The sequence below is a fragment of the Paenibacillus sp. NAIST15-1 genome (assembly GCF_001894745.1).
GTDB lineage: Bacteria > Bacillota > Bacilli > Paenibacillales > Paenibacillaceae > Paenibacillus_B > Paenibacillus_B suaedae.
Genome location: NZ_BBYF01000002.1, coordinates 705,904 through 725,545 on the forward strand (window position 1 = coordinate 705,904; position 19,642 = coordinate 725,545).

Sequence of the window (19,642 nt, forward strand, 5' to 3'; positions counted from 1 at the left end):
ATGGCGACTACCATCAGTTTTATCAATGTCAAAGGCGGGGTTGGAAAAACAACCATCATCTTAAATGTAGCCCACGCTTTACAAAAGTTAGGGAAGAAGATCCTGTTAATTGATATGGATTTACAAGAGAATTTATCAGACAAGGCCATTGCCGACCCCAAGTCAGTGAATCATACCATCTATGACTTGCTCCGCGAAGACAATCTAGCTATCGACATGTGCATCTACGATACCCAGTTGGAGGGTGTTCAGATTATTCCTTCAGAACTGGAAATCGTTCGGATTAAAAAGGAGTTGGATCCGGCCTCCAATCCGGAAACCTTGTTTCGTCTGAGAGATAAAATCGAAACGGTGAAATCAAGTTATGATTATATTCTCATTGACTTGCACCCGGATGTGGATATGCTGACTACCCTGGCGTTGATTGCATCCGATAAATATATGATTCCCATCAAGTCGGATGCGGATAGTATCAAAGGATTAAAAATTGTGGATGAATACGTCGGGAATCTGTGTAAGATCAACAATAACCTGAAAGAGCTGGGAGTTATCATCACTGATTATGATAAACGAACTGCCTTGGCTAAAAACTTCTACGAAGGGATGGAAAAATTGGTTGGCGAACGGCTGATGAAGAGCATTATTGGAAGAAATGTAGCCATTACGGCGGCCGCAGTGGAACGTAAAACCATTTTTCAATATGATTCTCGGCAATCCGGATGCCAATCATTTCTGAACTTGGCTAAGGAAATTGTTCAAAAATGCGAAGGCGTTGAACTGGGGATTCGTAACAAGGAGGCGAGTCTCCATGGCTAAGAAAAAGACAAATGAAAGTTTGCTCTCAATATTGGGGGATATTTTATCCGAAGAATATTTGGATAAACCGACTGAGCAATCAACTTCGTCCAAAAATGAAGCTCCTTTAGTGGAAACCCAACCGGAAACCCTTGATAAATTGCGACAACAGGATGAGGAACGTGTGGAGATCCATGTTAATCATACGTTTCATGAAGATTCCCTAGCCGAATGTGTTGAAGTCATGAATATGGAAGACGTTCATGACTTTGGCATCCAGCGTTCCGAAACACCCTGGTTCTCTGAACAAAGAAGCATATTGGAACAGGTGAAAAAGCGAGTAATCACAGCGGCGGAGGGATACCGGCATATTAACGAGTTATTGCAAAAATATCAGGGCTCTGTAAATCATCTGACTCATTCTGGAGGAGAGCTGGATGTCGGATATTTTCAAGAGGAATGGATAGAATCTGAGCCGGATACCCGTAAGAATGCTGCACTATTTCACCGTATCTTGTTCTTTGATACCGATGGCCTGGCTGGAGATGCTTTGGCGGTTGGCTTGAAAATGCAAGATTCACCTGCTCGTGTCATGATTGTGCGGCCTGGTTCCTCTTTTCGTGAACTGGGCCCTGACCTTTTCGAAGTTAATCCGGTAGTGAAGGAAGATTACCAGCAACTTGTTCAAATCATGGTCGCACGAAATATTATACCGGATAAAATTATCCACTGGTGGTCGCGGACTACATATGGTGGTTATGCGTCATCAACATTACAACAACAGCTTGATCAGGGTGTATTTTCGCTCTTATATATCACCCAATCGTTGATGGAACAAAAACTAGGGAGAAAAGTATCCTTGGATTATGTTTATAGCGGTACCGAGGTTCAACCTCAATATGCTGCAGTTAACGGTTTTGTGAAAACTCTCCACCTGGAAAATCCAGATTTCGCTTATAAGACAGTAGGAATCCAAAATCAGGAGGAAGCTGTCGGATCGGAATTTTACACCGCGGTCGCCGGGATCATTGCTGGTGAAATTGGCATGAATGATATCGAAGTTCGTTACAACGGCAAGCGCCGCTTAGTGAAGCAATATCGGAAGTTGGAAAATCCAGATCAATCGGAGGATGGATCCGTACGATTGAAGGATAAGGGAATCTATTTGATTACCGGTGGTGCCGGTGGTTTGGGACTGGTTTTTGCCGAATATTTGGCTCAGAAAGTGGCTGCTACCTTCATCCTCATCGGTAGATCAGAGTTAACGGTTGAGAAAAATAAGAAAATACAGAAAATGGGATCCAGTGGATCGGAAATCATCTATATTCCGGCGGATATATCCAGTAAAACCGATGTTGATCAATTGATTTCCCAGGTTAAATCAAGATTTTATCGGATTGATGGGATAATTCACAGTGCGGGCATTTATCAAAATGGGTTAATTCTGAAAAAAAGCAAGGAAGAAATGGATAAGGTTCTGGATTCTAAAATCTGGGGAACCGTTTATTTGGATGAAGCATTGCGAGACGAACGGTTGGACTTTTTTATTGTGTGTTCCTCCTTGGCTGGTGAGTTCGGAAAAGTCGGCCAAAGTGACTATGCTTTCGGGAATTCCTTTTTGGATCACTTCGTCAAAATACGGGAACAATTCCGCAAGCAAAACAAACGTCACGGGAAAGCCGTTTCCATCAACTGGCCGTTATGGGAAGAAGGTGGGATGACCCTGGAGCGTGAAGAGCAGCGGTCATTATGGGAACAAATGGGGATGAAATCCTTGCCAACTCGGGAAGGACTGGCGAGTTTAGACTTCGCCATGCGGTATGACTATGACCAAATCATTGTGACATATGGCGACCAGTCGCGGATTTTTCCGCATCTCTCTCGTAGTACGAAGCAACCGGAAACTCCTCAATATCCAGCACAACAGACCATGGTTGCTCAGGAACTGTATCATCCTACCGAAGCGTTATTAAAAGAGATATTGGTCAATGAAATCGGATTGTCGGCGGATAAGCTCGATTCCAGTACCAATTTTGAGAAATATGGTATCGATTCCATCGTGGTCAATCGTTTCAATGCGGAAATTGAGAAAAAGCTTGGCGCATTGCCGAAGACATTGCTGTTTGAGTACCATAGCGTCAATGCATTAACTGAATACCTGGTGAAAAACCAAACCGCGAAATTAGCAGAGTTTTTTGGAGCAACCCAAAGCGGGACGGAACATACTGGCGCCGTCTTGGAGACGAGAGGATGGAAAGCCCTCACCCCCATCAGTTTCCAAGGGAAAAACATGAGTTATCAAACACAGACCAGCCCACTCCCAGCTGGGGACATAGCAGCAGATGGTACCATGTCGACAGAAATAGCCATTATTGGTCTGAACGGCCGCTATCCGGGGGCCAATGATTTAGAGGAGTTCTGGACCAATCTGACTGTCGGCAAGGATAGTATTACGGAGATTCCTCCCCAGCGATGGGATCTCGCGAAATATTATGATTCCAACTTTGACAATGTGAAAGAAGGAAAGATGTATTGTAAATGGGGCGGCTTTATTGAAGATTTCGATAAATTTGAACCGCTTTTCTTCAATATTTCCCCACGTGAAGCGGAAGCTATGGATCCTCAGGAACGGATTTTTTTGGAGACGGTTTGGGCGACTCTAGAGGATGCCGGATATAGTTTCAACAAACTACGTAAGCTGGCGCCCAAGGAGAATGGTTTGGATGTAGGGGTGTTCGTGGGGGCGACCTCCAATACCTATCCTCAGGCTGCCATGGAAGAATGGGCCAACGGGAACATGGTCACATTCAGTTCATCGCCATGGTCTATCGCCAATCGGATATCTTATGTGTTTAATTTTCACGGCCCAAGTATGCCGATAGATACTGCCTGTTCATCGTCGCTAATTGCCATTCATCTTGCTTGCGAAAGCTTGAGAAATGGGGAATGTTCCTTGGCGGTGGCTGGTGGGGTCAATCTTTACCTTCATCCGTCCAAGTATGTCGGCATGAGCCAGGCCAAAATGTTATCTCCAACCGGAATATGCAGTAGTTTTGGAGATAAGGCTGATGGCATGGTTCCCGGGGAAGGGGTGGGGGCGGTTTTACTCAAACCGTTACATCGGGCCGTAGCTGATCAAGATCATATTTATGCGGTGATTAAAGGAAGTGCGGTGAATCACGGTGGGAAAACCAACGGATACTCGGTTCCCAACCCCAACGCCCAAGCCCGGCTCCTCTTGGATGCTTTCCAAAAGTCCGGTGTGGATCCACTCACCATCAGCTATATCGAGGCTCATGGCACTGGAACGACATTAGGTGATCCCATTGAAATCGCTGGACTTACCAAAGCTGTGCGCCACTATACTGATAAGAAACATTTCTGCGCCATAGGCTCGGTGAAATCTAATATTGGCCATTTGGAATCTGCTGCAGGGATTGCCGGACTGACCAAAATACTATTGCAAATGAAGTACCGACAATTGCTTCCTTCTATACATACGGAGCGTCTCAATCCCAATATTGATTTTGAGAATTCCCCGTTCTTTGTGCAGCGGAAATTGGAGCATTGGACGGAACCTGAGATGGAAATCGACAATGAAATCAAAACATGCCCGCGTAGGGCAGGAATAAGTTCTTTTGGCGCGGGAGGTTCTAATGCTCACTTATTGCTTGAGGAATATTCGCATGCGCCAAGAGATATACCAGCCACTACCGAACCGCAATTATTTTTGCTTTCCGCCAAAAACGAAGCTCGGATCAAACAATACGCCAAGCGGTTGCGGGAGTTTCTTCAGGCAACACCAATAGATTTGAATCCGGCGGATGTTGCATATACCTTGCAAGTTGGCCGGGAACCCATGGAGGAACGGCTGGCCATTGTTGCTACGGAAGTGAATAGCCTGATTCAAAGTCTAACGCATTTCCTGGAAGACCATTCCGATCCGGCGGTTATTTTCTGGGGCAACTGGAAACGGAATAAAGAAACACAGACACAGCCTTCTGGGGATCACTTGAGCCACATGTTGAAAAACAGGGAACTCCATGAATTAGGACGGATTTGGGCTCAGGGGACGGAAGTGGATTGGTTGGGGTTATACTCCGGAGTCCGTCCACGCATTGTCTCTTTACCCACCTATCCTTTTGACGGTAAGCGCTACTGGCTGTCGCAAACCGGGAGGAAAACGGACGAACAATGCCATCAGTTGTCGGGCCAGATACATCCTTTGGTTCATAGGAATCATTCAACCCTGGAAGAACAAAAGTTCAGCACCACCCTTACCGGGATGGAGTTTTTTACGGAAGACCACCGGGTGAACGGGCGAAAAGTGCTTCCGGGGGTTGCATACATAGAAATGGCGCTAACCGCGGGGAAGTTGTCCAGCAACCGGCCAGTGACCGGAATGAGGAATCTGGTTTGGATAAGACCGGCAATGTTGGTGGAAACCCCTGAGGGAACCCAGCCGTTTCAATTGAATATCAGTCTGTATGGTGGACAGGATGAGGTGAAGTATCAGGTGTGGAGCGGTACCGAACCTGAAAAGCGGATCCTTCATGTTCAAGGCGGGTTAGTTTATGCAAATCCATCCGAACCTTTGGATTCAGCTGAATTTATTGATCTGGACGCGCTAAAAAATCGATTATTCCAGTCTATGGACGATCAATCCTGTTACCAACTTTATGAACAAAGTGGTTTGCGTTATGGTACTCGATTCCGTGCTATCCGAAAACTGTATTACCGTAAGTCGGAAGTGCTAGCAGATTTGGAATTACCAGCCCAAATTGCGTCGGAATATGGAAAATACCAGTTAAACCCGGCATTAATGGATGGCGCATTGCAGTCGATTATTGCGCTGAAAGACACCAGTACAGATGATGCCGCAAAAACATATGTACCCTTTGAATTGAATGAAGTCCGGATTTACGGTTCCTTACCCCGAAAATGCTACGCCCATGTTATCATGCAGGATTATTCCGGAAATAGTCCGGTGAGACGATACAATGTCCAGATCGCTGATGAAACGGGTAAAGTTCTAGTATCTTTGAAGAATTTCTCCTTCCGGGTTCTGGAACAGGAATCCAGAGAAGCGGTTGTGTCTAACGGAATGGCCGAACGGCTTTATTTCCAGGGCCAATGGAAAAAAGCGGATTTGGGTCAGAGCGCATCCCCTCTGAAGCTAGATCGGACAATGGTGGTTTTCGATACGGATGATCAATTTCCGGCGGCAATGCAACAAGTTTATGGATTCGGAACTCGGATTATCCATGTCAAACCGGGGCGAATGTATCAGAGTTTGGACAATTTCCGATATGAGATCAATCCGGATAGCTCAGAAGATTACGGGCGTCTTATCGTTGAACTTCAGCAAAACAATCTAACGCCGGACATTTTCATTCACCGCTGGTCGCAAGTCCTGTTTAACAAGGATTCGGAAGTGTTACAAAATACGCTTCGAACCGGGTTTTATGCTTTATTTCATCTGATCCATGCTTTGCTTGAGAATCTATCCGGACGTAAGATTCAGTTGTTATATTTGTATCCATCAAGCTCGGGATCAAAGTATTCAAGCGGAATTCAACCTCAATATGCTGCTGTCAGCGGATTTGTCCGATCGGTTCACGCGGAATGTCCTGATTTGATTTGCAAGGTCATTGAAGACGGGACAGCCAGGAATCCATCCGGAATATTAACTCAATCTGGAATGCTTGAACTGGAATTAGAAACTTACAATGCGGATGAAATGGAGATCCGTTATGATGACACTGGACGATGGGTGAAGGAGATCCGGGAATTTGTCCCGACTGTTTCCTCGGAACCGGTGGCATCTCAAATCTCTCCGTTTAAACCCAACGGTGTCTATTTAATTACTGGTGGGGCAGGGGGCTTGGGGCTAAATATCGCAAATTGCCTGGCGCGGCATAGCAGAGTGAAGCTGGTCTTATCGGGCCGTTCTGATTTGGACGCCGCCCGGGAACTAAGGATTCGGGAAATGGAAGATCTGGGAGCTGAAGTCATCTATGTAAAAGCAGATATTTCTAAGTCCGATCAAGCTTCCCGTTTGGTGCAAACGGTCAAGTCCCGGTTTGGAACGATTCACGGGGTAATCCATTGCGCCGGAGTCATTCATGATAACTCCATCCGCCGGAAAACTTTGACGGAGACGGAAAAGGTGTTGGCGCCCAAGGTATTCGGGACTATTTTCTTGGATGAGGCGCTGGTCGATGAAACGCTAGATTTCTTTGTAATGTTCTCATCATTGGCTGCGGTTACCGGAAATCCCGGTCAGAGTGACTATGCGTTCGCTAATGGCTTTATTGGACAATATGCGGCAATGCGGTCGCAAGAACCCCGGTTGGGGAAGGTGTTGGCGATTCATTGGCCGTTATGGGAAGACGGTGGTATGAAGGTCAATGATGCTACGGCCGCTATGCTCCGTGGCGCTGTAGGTATGAAACCCATAAACGCAGCCTCCGGGTTCCAAATCATGATGGAGGGCCTTGGCCGGCCGGAATCTGAAATTACCGTAATTGAGGGGGATAGTGGTAAAATCCGCCGATTCTTCAGTAGAAAATCTGCACCTGTCACGTCCGGATCCGCTGCTATTCCCCCGCAGGTGGCGCTGAATGAAGACAGGCTGTTGCAAAGAATTCAACGAGACTTCGCAACCGGAGTCGCTGATATTCTGAAGATTAGTCCAGGAGAAATTGACATCGAGGCGGATTTAAGCGAATTTGGCTTTGATTCCGTCACGTTTACCCAATATAGCAACCTGCTGAATGAGAGATTCAATTTGGGGATCATGCCTTCGGATTTGTTTGAATTCCGATCTCTGATCTCCTTTTCTAAAGAGATGTTGGCCCGGTATCAGACGCAGTTTCTAATAGCTTATGAGAATTCTGCCGGAACGGCTTCAGTGGAAGAACAAGAGGTATTGGAAAGCATAGAAACGGTGGATCCACTCTGCAAATCAACAATTGTATCGAATAACATGGAATCGGAGCAACTGTTGCTCAATATTCAACGGGATTTGCTGGCAGGAGTTGTGAAAATCCTAAAAATCAGTGAAGAAGATGTAGATGTCCATGCGGAAATGAGCGAGTTTGGCTTTGATTCGGTTACATTTACCCAATTCAGCAATTTGCTTAATGACCAGTTCAATATAGGAGTTACACCTTCACTTTTCTTTGAACACCGATCCCTGGACTCTTTTGCCCGGGCGATTCTGGCGGAATACGAGCCGCAGTTGGACAAGTATTATCAAGATACAATCGCTTCGGTGGCTGCAACAACGGCAGAACCCGAAAGTAAGGCAACTGTGGTTGAAGATAGGAAAACATCACCTATGTCGAGATTTACGAACTGTGGAACCGGCTCGGCGCCAGAACCGGCTCGAACAGTAGATGGAAACTACATCGCCATCATCGGGATGAGCGGCGTAATGCCGCAGTCGGAGGACTTTGAAGAATTTTGGCGCAATATTGAAGCTGAACGAGACTTGATCACTGAAATTCCAGCGGATCGCTGGGACTGGAAGGCTTGTTACGGTGACCCCAAGGAGCATAATAAGACCAACATCAAATGGGGGGGATTTATGAAAGAGGTCGACAAGTTTGATGCCCAATTTTTCGGAATCTCCCCTCGCGAAGCGGAAATGATGGATCCTCAACAAAGAATTTTTTTGGAAGTTGTTTGGAAGACCATCGAAGATGCTGGTTATAAGGCCTCCGATTTGGCGGGAACTAAATTAGGGTTGTTTGTCGGAGTCTCCAGCGCGGATTATGCCGATTTATTAAAGGAATCGGGTATAGGTATTCAAGCTCAAACGGCTACCGGGAATTTTCATTCGGTATTACCCAACCGGATCTCCTATCTCCTGGATTTCCATGGACCGAGTGAACCTGTGGACACGGCTTGTTCCAGTTCCCTGGTAGCAATCCACCGGGCGGTGGAAGCAATCCGCAATGGAGATTGCTCCGAAGCCATTGCGGGAGGCATCAATGTTATCGCCAGCCCTTCCACTTACATTACCTTCGGTAAGGCGGGGATGTTGTGTGAAGACGGACGTTGCAAGACCTTTGATCAACGGGCCAACGGTTATGTACGTGGGGAAGGAGCCGCAGCCATTTTTCTGAAACCATTGCACCGGGCGATAGCTGAGGGCGACCACGTGTACGGGGTGATCCGGGGTACGGCGGTAAACCATGGCGGGCATACCAACTCGCTAACCGCCCCCAATCCAATAGCGCAGGCAGATTTGTTAATCGATGCATGGCGCAAGTCCGGTCTTGATCCGCGCCGGGCTACCTATATTGAAGCTCACGGTACGGGAACCAGCTTGGGAGATCCTATTGAAATCAACGGATTGAAAAAAGCCTTTGATCAGCTCTACCGGGATTGGAATTGTGAGAAACCCGTGTTGCCTCACTGTGGGCTTGGATCCATTAAAACCAACATTGGCCATTTGGAATCGGCATCGGGCATTGCCGGGATCATTAAGGTATTGTTGGCAATGCAACATGGGAAATTGCCGTCCAATATCCACTTTCAAGAACGGAATCCCTATATTCAATTACAGGACTCTCCCTTTTATATCGTGAATCAGACCCTCCCATGGAAACGTCTCCAGGATGAAACCGGCACTGAGATTCCACGGGTTGCGGGGGTCAGTTCATTCGGTTTTGGAGGAGTCAATGCCCATATCATCATCGAGGAAGGCGCGGTTTCCATGCCGGCGGCGGATCCAGTAATCGGACGCCGACACGTAATGGTATTGTCCGCCAAAAATACAGAAAGGCTTCGGGCATACGCTGCCCGGATGCTGGCATTTTTTGAAGCCAACCCGAAGCTCTCGGATGAGTTTCTCGTAAATATTGCCTATACCTTGCAAACCGGCAGAGAGTCCATGGATGAACGGCTGGCGTGGGTTGTTTCCAATCGGAGTGAACTGATAGAGACCTTGACTGCTTATTGCTCCGGACAAATGGTTCCGGCGATGATGCAAGGAAATATCCGAGCAAATAAAGGTAAAACCGGTATTACTCAAGACGGTAGCGGGAAAGAGTCCCTAAACAGCTTGCTTCAGCGTCGAGAGTTAACTGCCCTTGCCGATCTTTGGATTCAAGGTGTTGATGTCGATTGGAAAGGTCTATACAGGGAAACAGCACCTACCAGATTGTCGCTGCCCGTGTATCCGTTTGTCAAAGAACGTTATTGGATCCCCCATGTTGCCAAACCCGTTAACCAATCGGGTTCAAACAAACTACATGTGCTGATTGATTCCAACGAATCTACGTTGGAGGAACAATGCTATCGAAAGACATTCAGCGGGGAAGAGTTTTTTATTAAGGATCATTCCAACATCCTTCCAGGTGTTGTTTACATGGAGATGTTGCGGGTGGCCGGCAATTTGGCCAATCGTTCCGCTCAGGTTAAAAAACTGAAAAACATAATCTGGGTCAGCCCCATTGCTGTAAATCCGGGCGAACCAAAGCAGGTTACCATCGGACTTTATCCTGAAGGCGATCAGATTCGCTTTGAGGTTTCCCACCGGGGAGATGATTCCTCGCGGCAAGATGAGTCCTATACCGTTCATTGCCAAGGAAGGCTGATCTATGAAAATGGAGTCAGCATCCCGGCCCAACCGGAATTCGTGGATGTATCAGCGGTCAAAGAACGGTGCCAGGGAGGCAAAGAAGAAGCGGATGCCTATTATCAAAACCTGGAAAATATAGGGGTTCATTTTGGCCACCGATTTAAGGGGATTCAGGCCTTTTATTGCAATCAGAATGAAGCCTTGTCGGAAGTAGGCATTCCACCCGAATTGGAAGCGGGGGTGGAGGATTATTTATTGCACCCTACCCTGACCGATGGTGGGTTGCAGACGGTGGTGGTTTGGGCCTATTACAATGGTGCGGATCCGAATACGGTATATTTGCCGTTTGTATTGGGAGAAGTTGAATTGGTTCGGCCAGGAGAGCGGATTACCTATGTATATGCCAAAAAAATGCCTGGGCAGGAGAATCTTGATCCTGTCGCCTCGCGCTATCAAGTATGGCTGTTGGATCGGCAAGGTCAAGTTGTAATCAAGCTAACGGATTATTCCGTCAGTGCTTTGAATGTGGATGCTGCAAAAGGGGGCGCGGGGAAAGCCGTGAATACGGATCTGATCTGTGCTCGGAGTCTCTGGGAGAACCGACCTTTGAAAAACTCCAATCCTGTTCTGGGTGAATCCTTTGGTACTTTGCTGTTGTTTGATCTTGGGAACCATACAGCCGTCCGATTGCAAAAAATGCTTTCCGGTTTCCACCAGGTCATCTTGGTTAAACCGGGTCGGAGTTTTACTGAATTGCCTGATGACACCTTTGAAATTCGTCCCACATGTCCTGAGGATTACCGTAAACTGTTGGGGTTACTTCATGAGCGGAAAAAAACTCCACAAAAAGTGTTACATCTTTGGTCGCAGGAATCATTCACTGGCAGAGGAGATACGCTGGCTGATCAGTTGGCCCGAAGTATTGATTCAATGTTGTATGTAAGCCGCGCGTATTTGGAAACCCATCCCGGCCTGAACGTGAAGTTGCTCTATGTTTACTTTGAAGCTCTTCGGGGGGAAAAAGGCGTGGGCACGCAATATCTTATCCAACCACAATATTCGGCGGTCGGTGGCTTTGCCAAAACCAACCGCATGGAGAATCCCAATCTCCACATAAAAACGATAGGATACCGGATCGCTCCCACACCTGATTCACTCAACGAGGGTGAAGTGGAGTGGATGCTCCGAGAGTTTACCCAGGGCAATCCGGAAGACATCGAACTGCGTTATCAGGACGGCCAACGGTGGGTTAGAACTTGGCGGGAGTTTATTCCGGATGCGGCGTCCTTCAGTGATTTGCCATTGCGGGAGCGGGGAGTTTATTTGATTACCGGCGGCACTGGTGGATTGGGGCTAATTTTTGCCGAGTACCTAGCGAAAAAGTGCCGGGCCAAACTGGTTTTAACCGGCCGGACTCCAGTGTTGTCTCCGGAACTATTGATGAAAATCAAGGGGCTGGAAGCTGCAGGGGCGGAAGTGACATATATAAGCGCGGACTTATCCAGTCGGAACGCCGTAATGGATTTGATAAGCCGGGTAAAACACCGATTCTCCGGAATTCACGGAATTATACACAGCGCAGGAGTCATCCGTGATTCCTTAATCCGGGAGAAGAACCTAGAGGATTTTGAAGCGGTATTGGCGCCCAAGGTTTATGGCGCGGTATACCTGGATGAAGCCACTCACAGCGAACAGTTGGACTTTTTCGCCTTGTTTTCATCCATTACCGCTGTTACAGGAAATGTCGGCCAAAGCGACTATGCGTACGCTAATAGCTTTCTAGATGGTTTTGCTGCTTGGCGGGGAGAACAAAATCGCCCTGGGAAAACCCTCTCCCTCAATTGGCCTTTATGGATGAACGGCGGGATGCAGGTGGATCACAAAATCCAAAATATGCTGGCGAATTTGGGGATGACTCCCATCAGCAATGAAACAGGTTTGAATGCTTTTGAAACCGCGCTGGGTGAATCCATGTCTCAATTCGTTTTTCTGCAAGGCGACCTTTCTAAATTGCGACGTTTATTGCGTTTGGAAATCCCCCAACAGGTTCCGGCAACCGGAACACAGCCCGGTCACGGGCAGGGGGAATCCCTGCTGCCACAGATCCGGAAAGAACTGATTCATATCATGGCCGGAATCTTAAAATATGACGAAGCGAAGCTCAAGTTGGATGACAATATGAGCGGTATCGGGTTTGATTCCATCACCTTGACTGAACTTGCTAATCATCTTAATGAAACATTCAAAATCGACATTACACCAGCGCTTTTCTTCAAACATACGACTCCGGGCGCGTTGGCTTTGTGCCTAATTAATGAACATCACGAAGCGATGGCTCGTTATTTTCATAAAAAATCGCCACTCGCCGCCGAGAAACCGTCACGGAACCAGTCAGAGAATCCGGCAGAGCTTAAGACACAACCTAACATTGGATTTCGATCCCGGTTCGAAAACATGAGTCTACCGCGAAATGAAGGTTACGATAATACCCCGGAACCGGTGGCTGTAATCGGGATGAGTGGCGTGATGCCTCAATCTGATGATTTGGACGGATTTTGGCGGAATATGGAGAGCCAGCAGGATCTAATAACCGAGATTCCTGAGGATCGCTGGAATTGGGAAGCCATCTATGGTGAACCCAACGGCGAGTCATTTCAGACGAACATTAAATGGGGCGGTTTTATGCGAGAAGTGGATAAATTCGATCCCCTGTTCTTCGGCATTGCCCCTCGGGATGCGGAAATGATGGATCCTCAAGAACGGATCATGATCGAAGTGGTCTGGAAAACCATTTGGGATGCGGGATATAAGGCGAAGGATTTTTCGGGAACTCAGACCGGTATGTTTATTGGAGTGTCCAATGCTGATTATAAAGAGTTGTTAATCAAAGAGAATAAGACTCCCGTCGTAACCCATTCCTTGCTGGCCAACCGAATCTCCTATTTACTGGATATTCATGGTCCTAGTGAACCAGTGGATACAGCTTGTTCCAGTTCGTTAGTGGCCATTAACCGGGCGGTGGAGGCCATTCAGTCAGGAAACTGCGAGATGGCACTGGCAGGCGGTATAAATATTATTGTTAGCCCTAATTTATATGTGTATCAAAGCGCATCCGGAATGCTTTCCCAGGATGGCCGTTGCAAAACGTTTGATAAACGGGCAAACGGTTATGTCCGGGGTGAAGGTGCTGGGGCAATCCTATTAAAGCCTTTGCACAAGGCCCTAGCGGATGGGGATCATATTTATGCGGTGATTAAAGCTTCTTCCGTAAATCACGGCGGTCATGCCACTTCATTGACCGCACCCAACGCCGGCGCGCAAGCAGATTTATTAACCGACGTTTATCAAAAAGCAGGGATTGATCCTTCCACTGTTAGTTATATTGAGACTCATGGGACGGGTACCAGCTTAGGAGATCCAGTGGAAATCGAAGCACTGAAAGATGCGTTTCGCAATCTTTATCAGAAATGGGGTTTACAGAACCCGCCAACGCCTCATTGTGGTCTGGGCGCGGTCAAGACAAATATCGGCCATTTGGAATCTGCATCAGGAATTGCAGGGTTCCTTAAAGTCATGCTGTCACTGAAATATAAAAAATTACCGCCCGTTCTTCATTTTGAGGAACTGAATCCCTATATCAAACTGGAAGGAAGCCCATTTTACATTATCCAACAGACCCAACCTTGGGAGCCGCTAGTGGATAGTTCTGGACAGGAAATCCCTCGGCGGGCGGGAATCAGTTCCTTTGGGATTGGAGGCGTCAATGCTCACATTGTCCTGGAAGAGCATCAGAATACCATCGATTTATCCGGGACATATAGCGGTCAACCACATATTGTCGTTTTTTCCGCCAAGAATCAGGATCAGTTGCAAGTCTATCTCCGATCCATGCTGGATGATGTTCAAAAAATGCTAGTCGGCTCGGGGGTGGGTCACCCGAACCGTTTCCTCCCTAGTATCGCTTTTACGTTGCAAACCGGCAGAGATGCCATGGAGGAAAGAGTAGCGTTGGTGGTATCAAGCTTGGAAGAGTTGGTTGATAAGTTGCAGCAATATCTGCAAGGTGAACCTGTCATTGAAAATTTATTTTCAGGGAATACCAAACCGGATCTGGGGAAGCCTCCGCTTTTATCTGAGGGTAAAAGTTGGAATTCTTTTGTTCAAGCCCTGATTACGGAAGGTAAATACGTTCAAATTGCACAACTATGGGTAACCGGAAATGAAATCGACTGGAATATTTGCCATGAAGGGAAAAATCCCGGAAGAGTTCCACTACCGCCGTATCCTTTTGCCAGGGAGCGTTACTGGCTTCCGGGCTCGGTTGAAAAATCTGGGTTGATAGAACAACATCGGTTGTATCCATCGGCTAAACTGCATCCATGTATTGATAGGAATACCTCGACCTTGCGGGAACAAAAATTCAGTACTTTGTTATCCGGTGATGAGTATTTTTTACGGGATCATGTAATTGATAAACACAAGGTGTTGCCAGGAGCGGTGTACCTGGAAATGGCCCGGGCAGCAGCGGAGATTGCTGGAGAACAGCCAGTGGCCAAACTAAAGAATATTATGTGGGTTCAGCCTTTCAGGGCGGGGGACGATTCCCAAACTCTAGATATTTGTTTAGTTCCCGAGCATAACGTTGTAGCTATTGAATTCGTCACTCATGCCGGGGTTGGTTCAATGATCCATGCCCAGGGACAGGCAATTTTCACTACTGACCAATCTGTTACACCGAAGGATGAAAGAATCAATATTGAAACGATCAAACAACGATCTATACAAACTGTGATTGACGATATGATGTATCAGAAACTACAGGTAATCGGTATCGAGTTCGGATTGAGTTTCCGGACGCAGCGCTACATCTACCGGAATGAAACCGAAGTATTATCCTATCTGGAATTACCATCGTGCTTGCAGGAAGGGTTGGCTGATTACGGGCTACACCCGGTGCTGATGGACGGCGCTCTCCAGACCGTCGTTCACTTAGCAAGAGATTTCGCTGCTGGGGAAGGGGCTTTGATGCTTCCTTTTTCAATTGAGGAACTGGAGATTTTCGGCCCAATTCCGGCTCATTGTTATGCGTATGTTACCTTCTCCAACACGGAATCCCCAGGTAACTTGGGGCTCCAGACATTCGACATCCAGATTGCCGCAATGGATGGACAGGTCGTTGCCAAAATTCAAAAATACGCCATTCGGGAATTCCACCCACTGGAATCGGGAGATTCAGCCAAACAATACTCGGCGCTGGATAATGGCGATAATGCTTCGGTGGATGAAGCCATCCGGGATTTGCTATACCGGTTGGAAAAGGGCGAAATGCAGGTTGAAGAGGTAAATCGATTGTTGGAGGTTTTAAAATGACTAGATCAGAACAGGGACGCATGAAAATATTGGAGATGGTCGCCAAACATCAAATTTCATCCGAAGAAGGGCTATCCCGGATCAAAGCATTGCAACACGACCCCGGTGGTGAACTAGGCGTTCTAACCAACGCAGCGGGTTCCGACTCTATGGATCAGGCAACTTTATATTGCCAAAGTTATTGGGAGACAGTGCTGGATTTCAACCCCGATCCTATCAAGTCTGTGGATTGTATCGTAATTTTCACCGACGACACCGCATTGGCCGCCAGCCTCCATAATCTCACCGGCGCCCGGTTGATTTTGGTGAAATCCGGGGAACGGTACCGTAATCTGGGTGAAGATACCTTTGAAATCAACCCTGGGATCCCTGATGATTACTTGTTATTACTCCGGGAGTTAGAGCAGCAGCAGCTGACTCCCAAAAAAATCATTCATGGGTGGTCGAACGCCTATTTTTCACCCGAAGCGGTTGCCTTGCAAAGGCAATTGGAACATGGTATTTATTCGGTTTATCATCTTTGTCGGACGCTAATGGAACAAAAAATGAAGCATCCAGTTCAATTGTTGTATGCCTATTCTGGAGAGGCTCATCCCAGGGATCTGGGAAGCCTCCCCCAACCCGTATATGCAGCGGTCAGTGGTTTTGCGAAGACCATTTGCCAGGAAAATCCACAATTTGCGGTGAAGACAATTGGGATGGATGCGAGTTCAGACTCATTGCGAACGTCAGAGTCTTTAGCCGAATTGCTGAAGCGTGAAATGGCCGTGGATATAGTGGGAACGGCGGAGATTCGCTATGAGAACGGCTTGCGGCAGGTGAAACGATATGTTGACGTTACATTGGATACGGAAGTGAACCGGTTACCGTTCCATGCCGGTGGAGTTTATCTGATTACTGGAGGAACCGGAGGTCTGGGATCTATTTTCGCAAAATACCTAGCACAGGAAGTTCAGGCAAAGCTAATCCTAGTGGGTCGTTCCGAGATCAATGATCATGGACGCCACCTGTTGCAGGAACTGGAATCCTTGGGTGCAGAAGCGATCTATGTCCAGGCGGATATCGCCAAAAGGGCGGACGTGGAGCAATTGATAGCGAAAGCTAAAGCTCAGTTTAAAAATATTCATGGAGTAATTCATAGCGCAGGGATCTTAAAAGATTCATTTGTACTGAAAAAGGATCGGGCGGAGATGGACGCTGTATTAGCACCAAAAGTATACGGTACAGTTTACTTGGATGAATTTACCCAAACCGAACCGTTGGAATTCTTTGCTGTATTCTCTTCTATTGCTGGAGTCTTCGGAAATGTTGGACAGAGTGATTACGCCTTCGCTAACAATTTCTTGGATGAGTTTTCTGGATGGCGCTCCGCGATGAGACATCCTGGTAAAACTGTCTCCGTCAACTGGCCATTCTGGCAAGAAGGACGAATGAACGCTGATGAAGCTTCATTCCGTCAAATGAGTGAAACTACCGGCCTGGTAGCTTTGAGTACGGAGGCAGGAGTCAAAGCTTTTTGCGCCGCGCTTAATTCCGCTTTAACTCAGGTTGTGATCCTGACCGGTGCTGCCGGGAAAATCAAAAACTGGATCCAGAAACTGAATCATGACACGACTGCCCATACCAACGATGTACCGGTAATTGCATTGGATGAGGGAGCAAAAGTTCGATTCAGACAAAAAACGGAGACGTTCTTAAAGGAAATATTGGCCGATCAAACCAAACTGCCTATCTCCAAAATCGATTCCCAGGAGCGGTTTGAGAAATACGGGATTGATTCGGGAATGATCCTCCGTTTGAACCGAGAATTGGAGCGTCATTTTGGAGAATTGTCCAAGACCTTGTTTTTTGAATATCAAAATCTCCATGAACTGGCCAATTATTTTATAGAGAATCATTCACAACAATTACTGACCAAAATTGGCGGCAACGAACGTCAGTCTGAACCGCCTATCCCTCACGCGAAACCGATAGATAGCGTGAAAAACCAGGAACGTAAGCGGACCCGTTTTTTGGATGAACGTTCCCGGGCTAATCAGGTGGAGACGGCTCAGAGCCGAGATATTGCTATTATTGGAGTCAGCGGGCGCTATCCTGAAGCAAGGAATATCGAAGAATTTTGGGAAAACCTGAAGATGGGGCGGGATAGCATTGTGGAGATCCCTCCGGAGCGTTGGGATTATCATCGATTCTATGATCCCGACAAAACCAAACGCGGAGTCAGTTACTCCAAATGGGGTGGGTTTATTGATGGTTATGATCGATTTGACCCGCTGTTTTTCAATATTTCGCCCATTGAAGCCGAGTTCATGGATCCCCAGGAACGGTTGTTCCTGGAGACCGTATGGCATACTCTGGAGGATGCCGGGTACACCCGGAATGGCTTGCAAAAAAACGTAGGCGTATTTGTTGGGGTGATGTACAGCCAATATCAGTTATTCGGTGCAGAAGAGATGCAAAAGGGGAATATGATTGCCAATACATCTTCCTTCTCCGCCATCGCTAACCGGATATCCTATTTTTTTGATTTTCAGGGTCCGAGCATTGCCGTGGACACAATGTGTTCCTCGTCATTGACGGCGATACATTTGGCCTGTGAGAGTATTCTCCGTGGCGAATGCAGTCAGGCCATCGCTGGCGGTGTGAATCTCACCATTCATCCTATGAAACATCTGCAGTTAAGCCAGGGGAAATTTGCAGCGAGCGATGGCAGGTGTCGCAGTTTCGGGGTTGACGGGGATGGGTATGTTCCAGGGGAAGGCGTAGGTGCGATTCTGATAAAACCATTTCAACAGGCAGTCCAGGATGGGGATCATATTTATGCGGTCATCAAGGGGAGTTCCATTAATCATGGCGGGAAGACCAACGGCTTTACCGTACCCAATCCCAATGCACAAGCGAATCTGATAAGCCGTGCTATCAAAAATGCCGGCGTGAGCCCTCGAAGTATCAGTTGTATTGAGGCTCATGGTACTGGAACTTCACTGGGAGATCCTATTGAGATTGCAGGTTTGATCAAGTCTTTCCGGGACTATACCCAAGATAAGCAGTATTGTTCGATTGGCTCCGCCAAATCGAATATCGGGCACTTGGAGTCGGCGGCGGGTATTGCAGGGCTGACCAAGATCATTCTGCAGATGAAATACCAGCAATTGGTTCCGTCTATTCATTCAGAGCAATTGAATCCCAATATTAATTTTCAAGAATCCCCCTTCTATGTCCAGCACGAACTTACCGGGTGGAACCGGCCGGTAATCCGGGAGGATGGTACTGATCGGGAATATCCGCGTCGGGCGGGGATTAGTTCGTTTGGTGCGGGAGGCTCTAATGCCCATATCATACTGGAGGAATACCTTGCTCCGGATGCTCCGGCGAAACTGGATACACAGCCCCGCGTGGCGGTGTTTTCCGCGAAAACCCCCGCCGCTCTGAGAAAATATTTGCACGTTTTTCATAGCTGGATAGAAAAAATCTGCGATCCAACCCGGGTGGATGCTAGAGGAATGATTCCATTTAGAGATTTCATCTACACGTTGCAGGTCGGGCGTGAGGATATGGATGAGCGTGTGGCCGTGGTGGCCGCTGGATATTCCGAACTGAAGGAGAAACTGACCCGGTATCTAGAAACCAGGGGGAACCAGGACGGGGTGTATTCTGGTTCACTCCGGGATAAGACAGCTTCCAACTTGCTCCCTATCGAAGGAGATGAGGGGAAAGCTTTTGTGCATGCCCTGATTCAAAAAGGAGAACCGGAACAACTCGCTAAATTATGGGTATCCGGTGTTGCCATACCATGGGAAGTCGAATATGGAAATGATATGCCTCGGAGGGGTTCATTGCCTTCCTATCCCTTTGAGGAGGAACGTTATTGGATTCCAACCATAG

Annotated in this window: 3 protein-coding genes (1 of these 3 cut by a window edge); all 3 read left to right on the forward strand. The window is 47.4% G+C overall.

The window, feature by feature from the left end; translation table 11 throughout:
- Tightly spaced (each overlapping or abutting the next), the 3 genes in view from PBN151_RS07210 to PBN151_RS07220 form a layout consistent with a single transcriptional unit that may run on beyond the window.
- Entirely contained in the window at nucleotides 1-816 is an 816-nt protein-coding gene (locus PBN151_RS07210) for a ParA family protein (RefSeq protein ID WP_072728421.1), read from the forward strand.
- Nucleotides 809-15,757, forward strand: a complete 14,949-nt coding sequence (locus PBN151_RS30635) for an SDR family NAD(P)-dependent oxidoreductase (RefSeq protein ID WP_072728422.1) — start codon at nucleotides 809-811, stop codon at nucleotides 15,755-15,757. The genes PBN151_RS07210 and PBN151_RS30635 overlap by 8 nt, the downstream gene beginning before the upstream one ends.
- Nucleotides 15,754-19,642, forward strand: partial view of an SDR family NAD(P)-dependent oxidoreductase gene (locus tag PBN151_RS07220; RefSeq protein ID WP_072728423.1) — the 5' portion only. The gene runs 9,239 nt beyond the window's last position; 3,889 of the gene's 13,128 nt are visible here — the first part of the coding sequence; the start codon lies at nucleotides 15,754-15,756; the stop codon falls past the right edge of the window. Before PBN151_RS30635 ends, PBN151_RS07220 begins: the two co-directional genes overlap by 4 nt.

Coding starts and splice junctions, on each gene's coding strand:
- PBN151_RS07210 (WP_072728421.1), top strand. CDS start 1: ATGGCGACTACCATCAGTTTTATCAATGTCAAAGGCGGGGTTGGAAAA.
- PBN151_RS30635 (WP_072728422.1), top strand. CDS start 809: ATGGCTAAGAAAAAGACAAATGAAAGTTTGCTCTCAATATTGGGGGAT.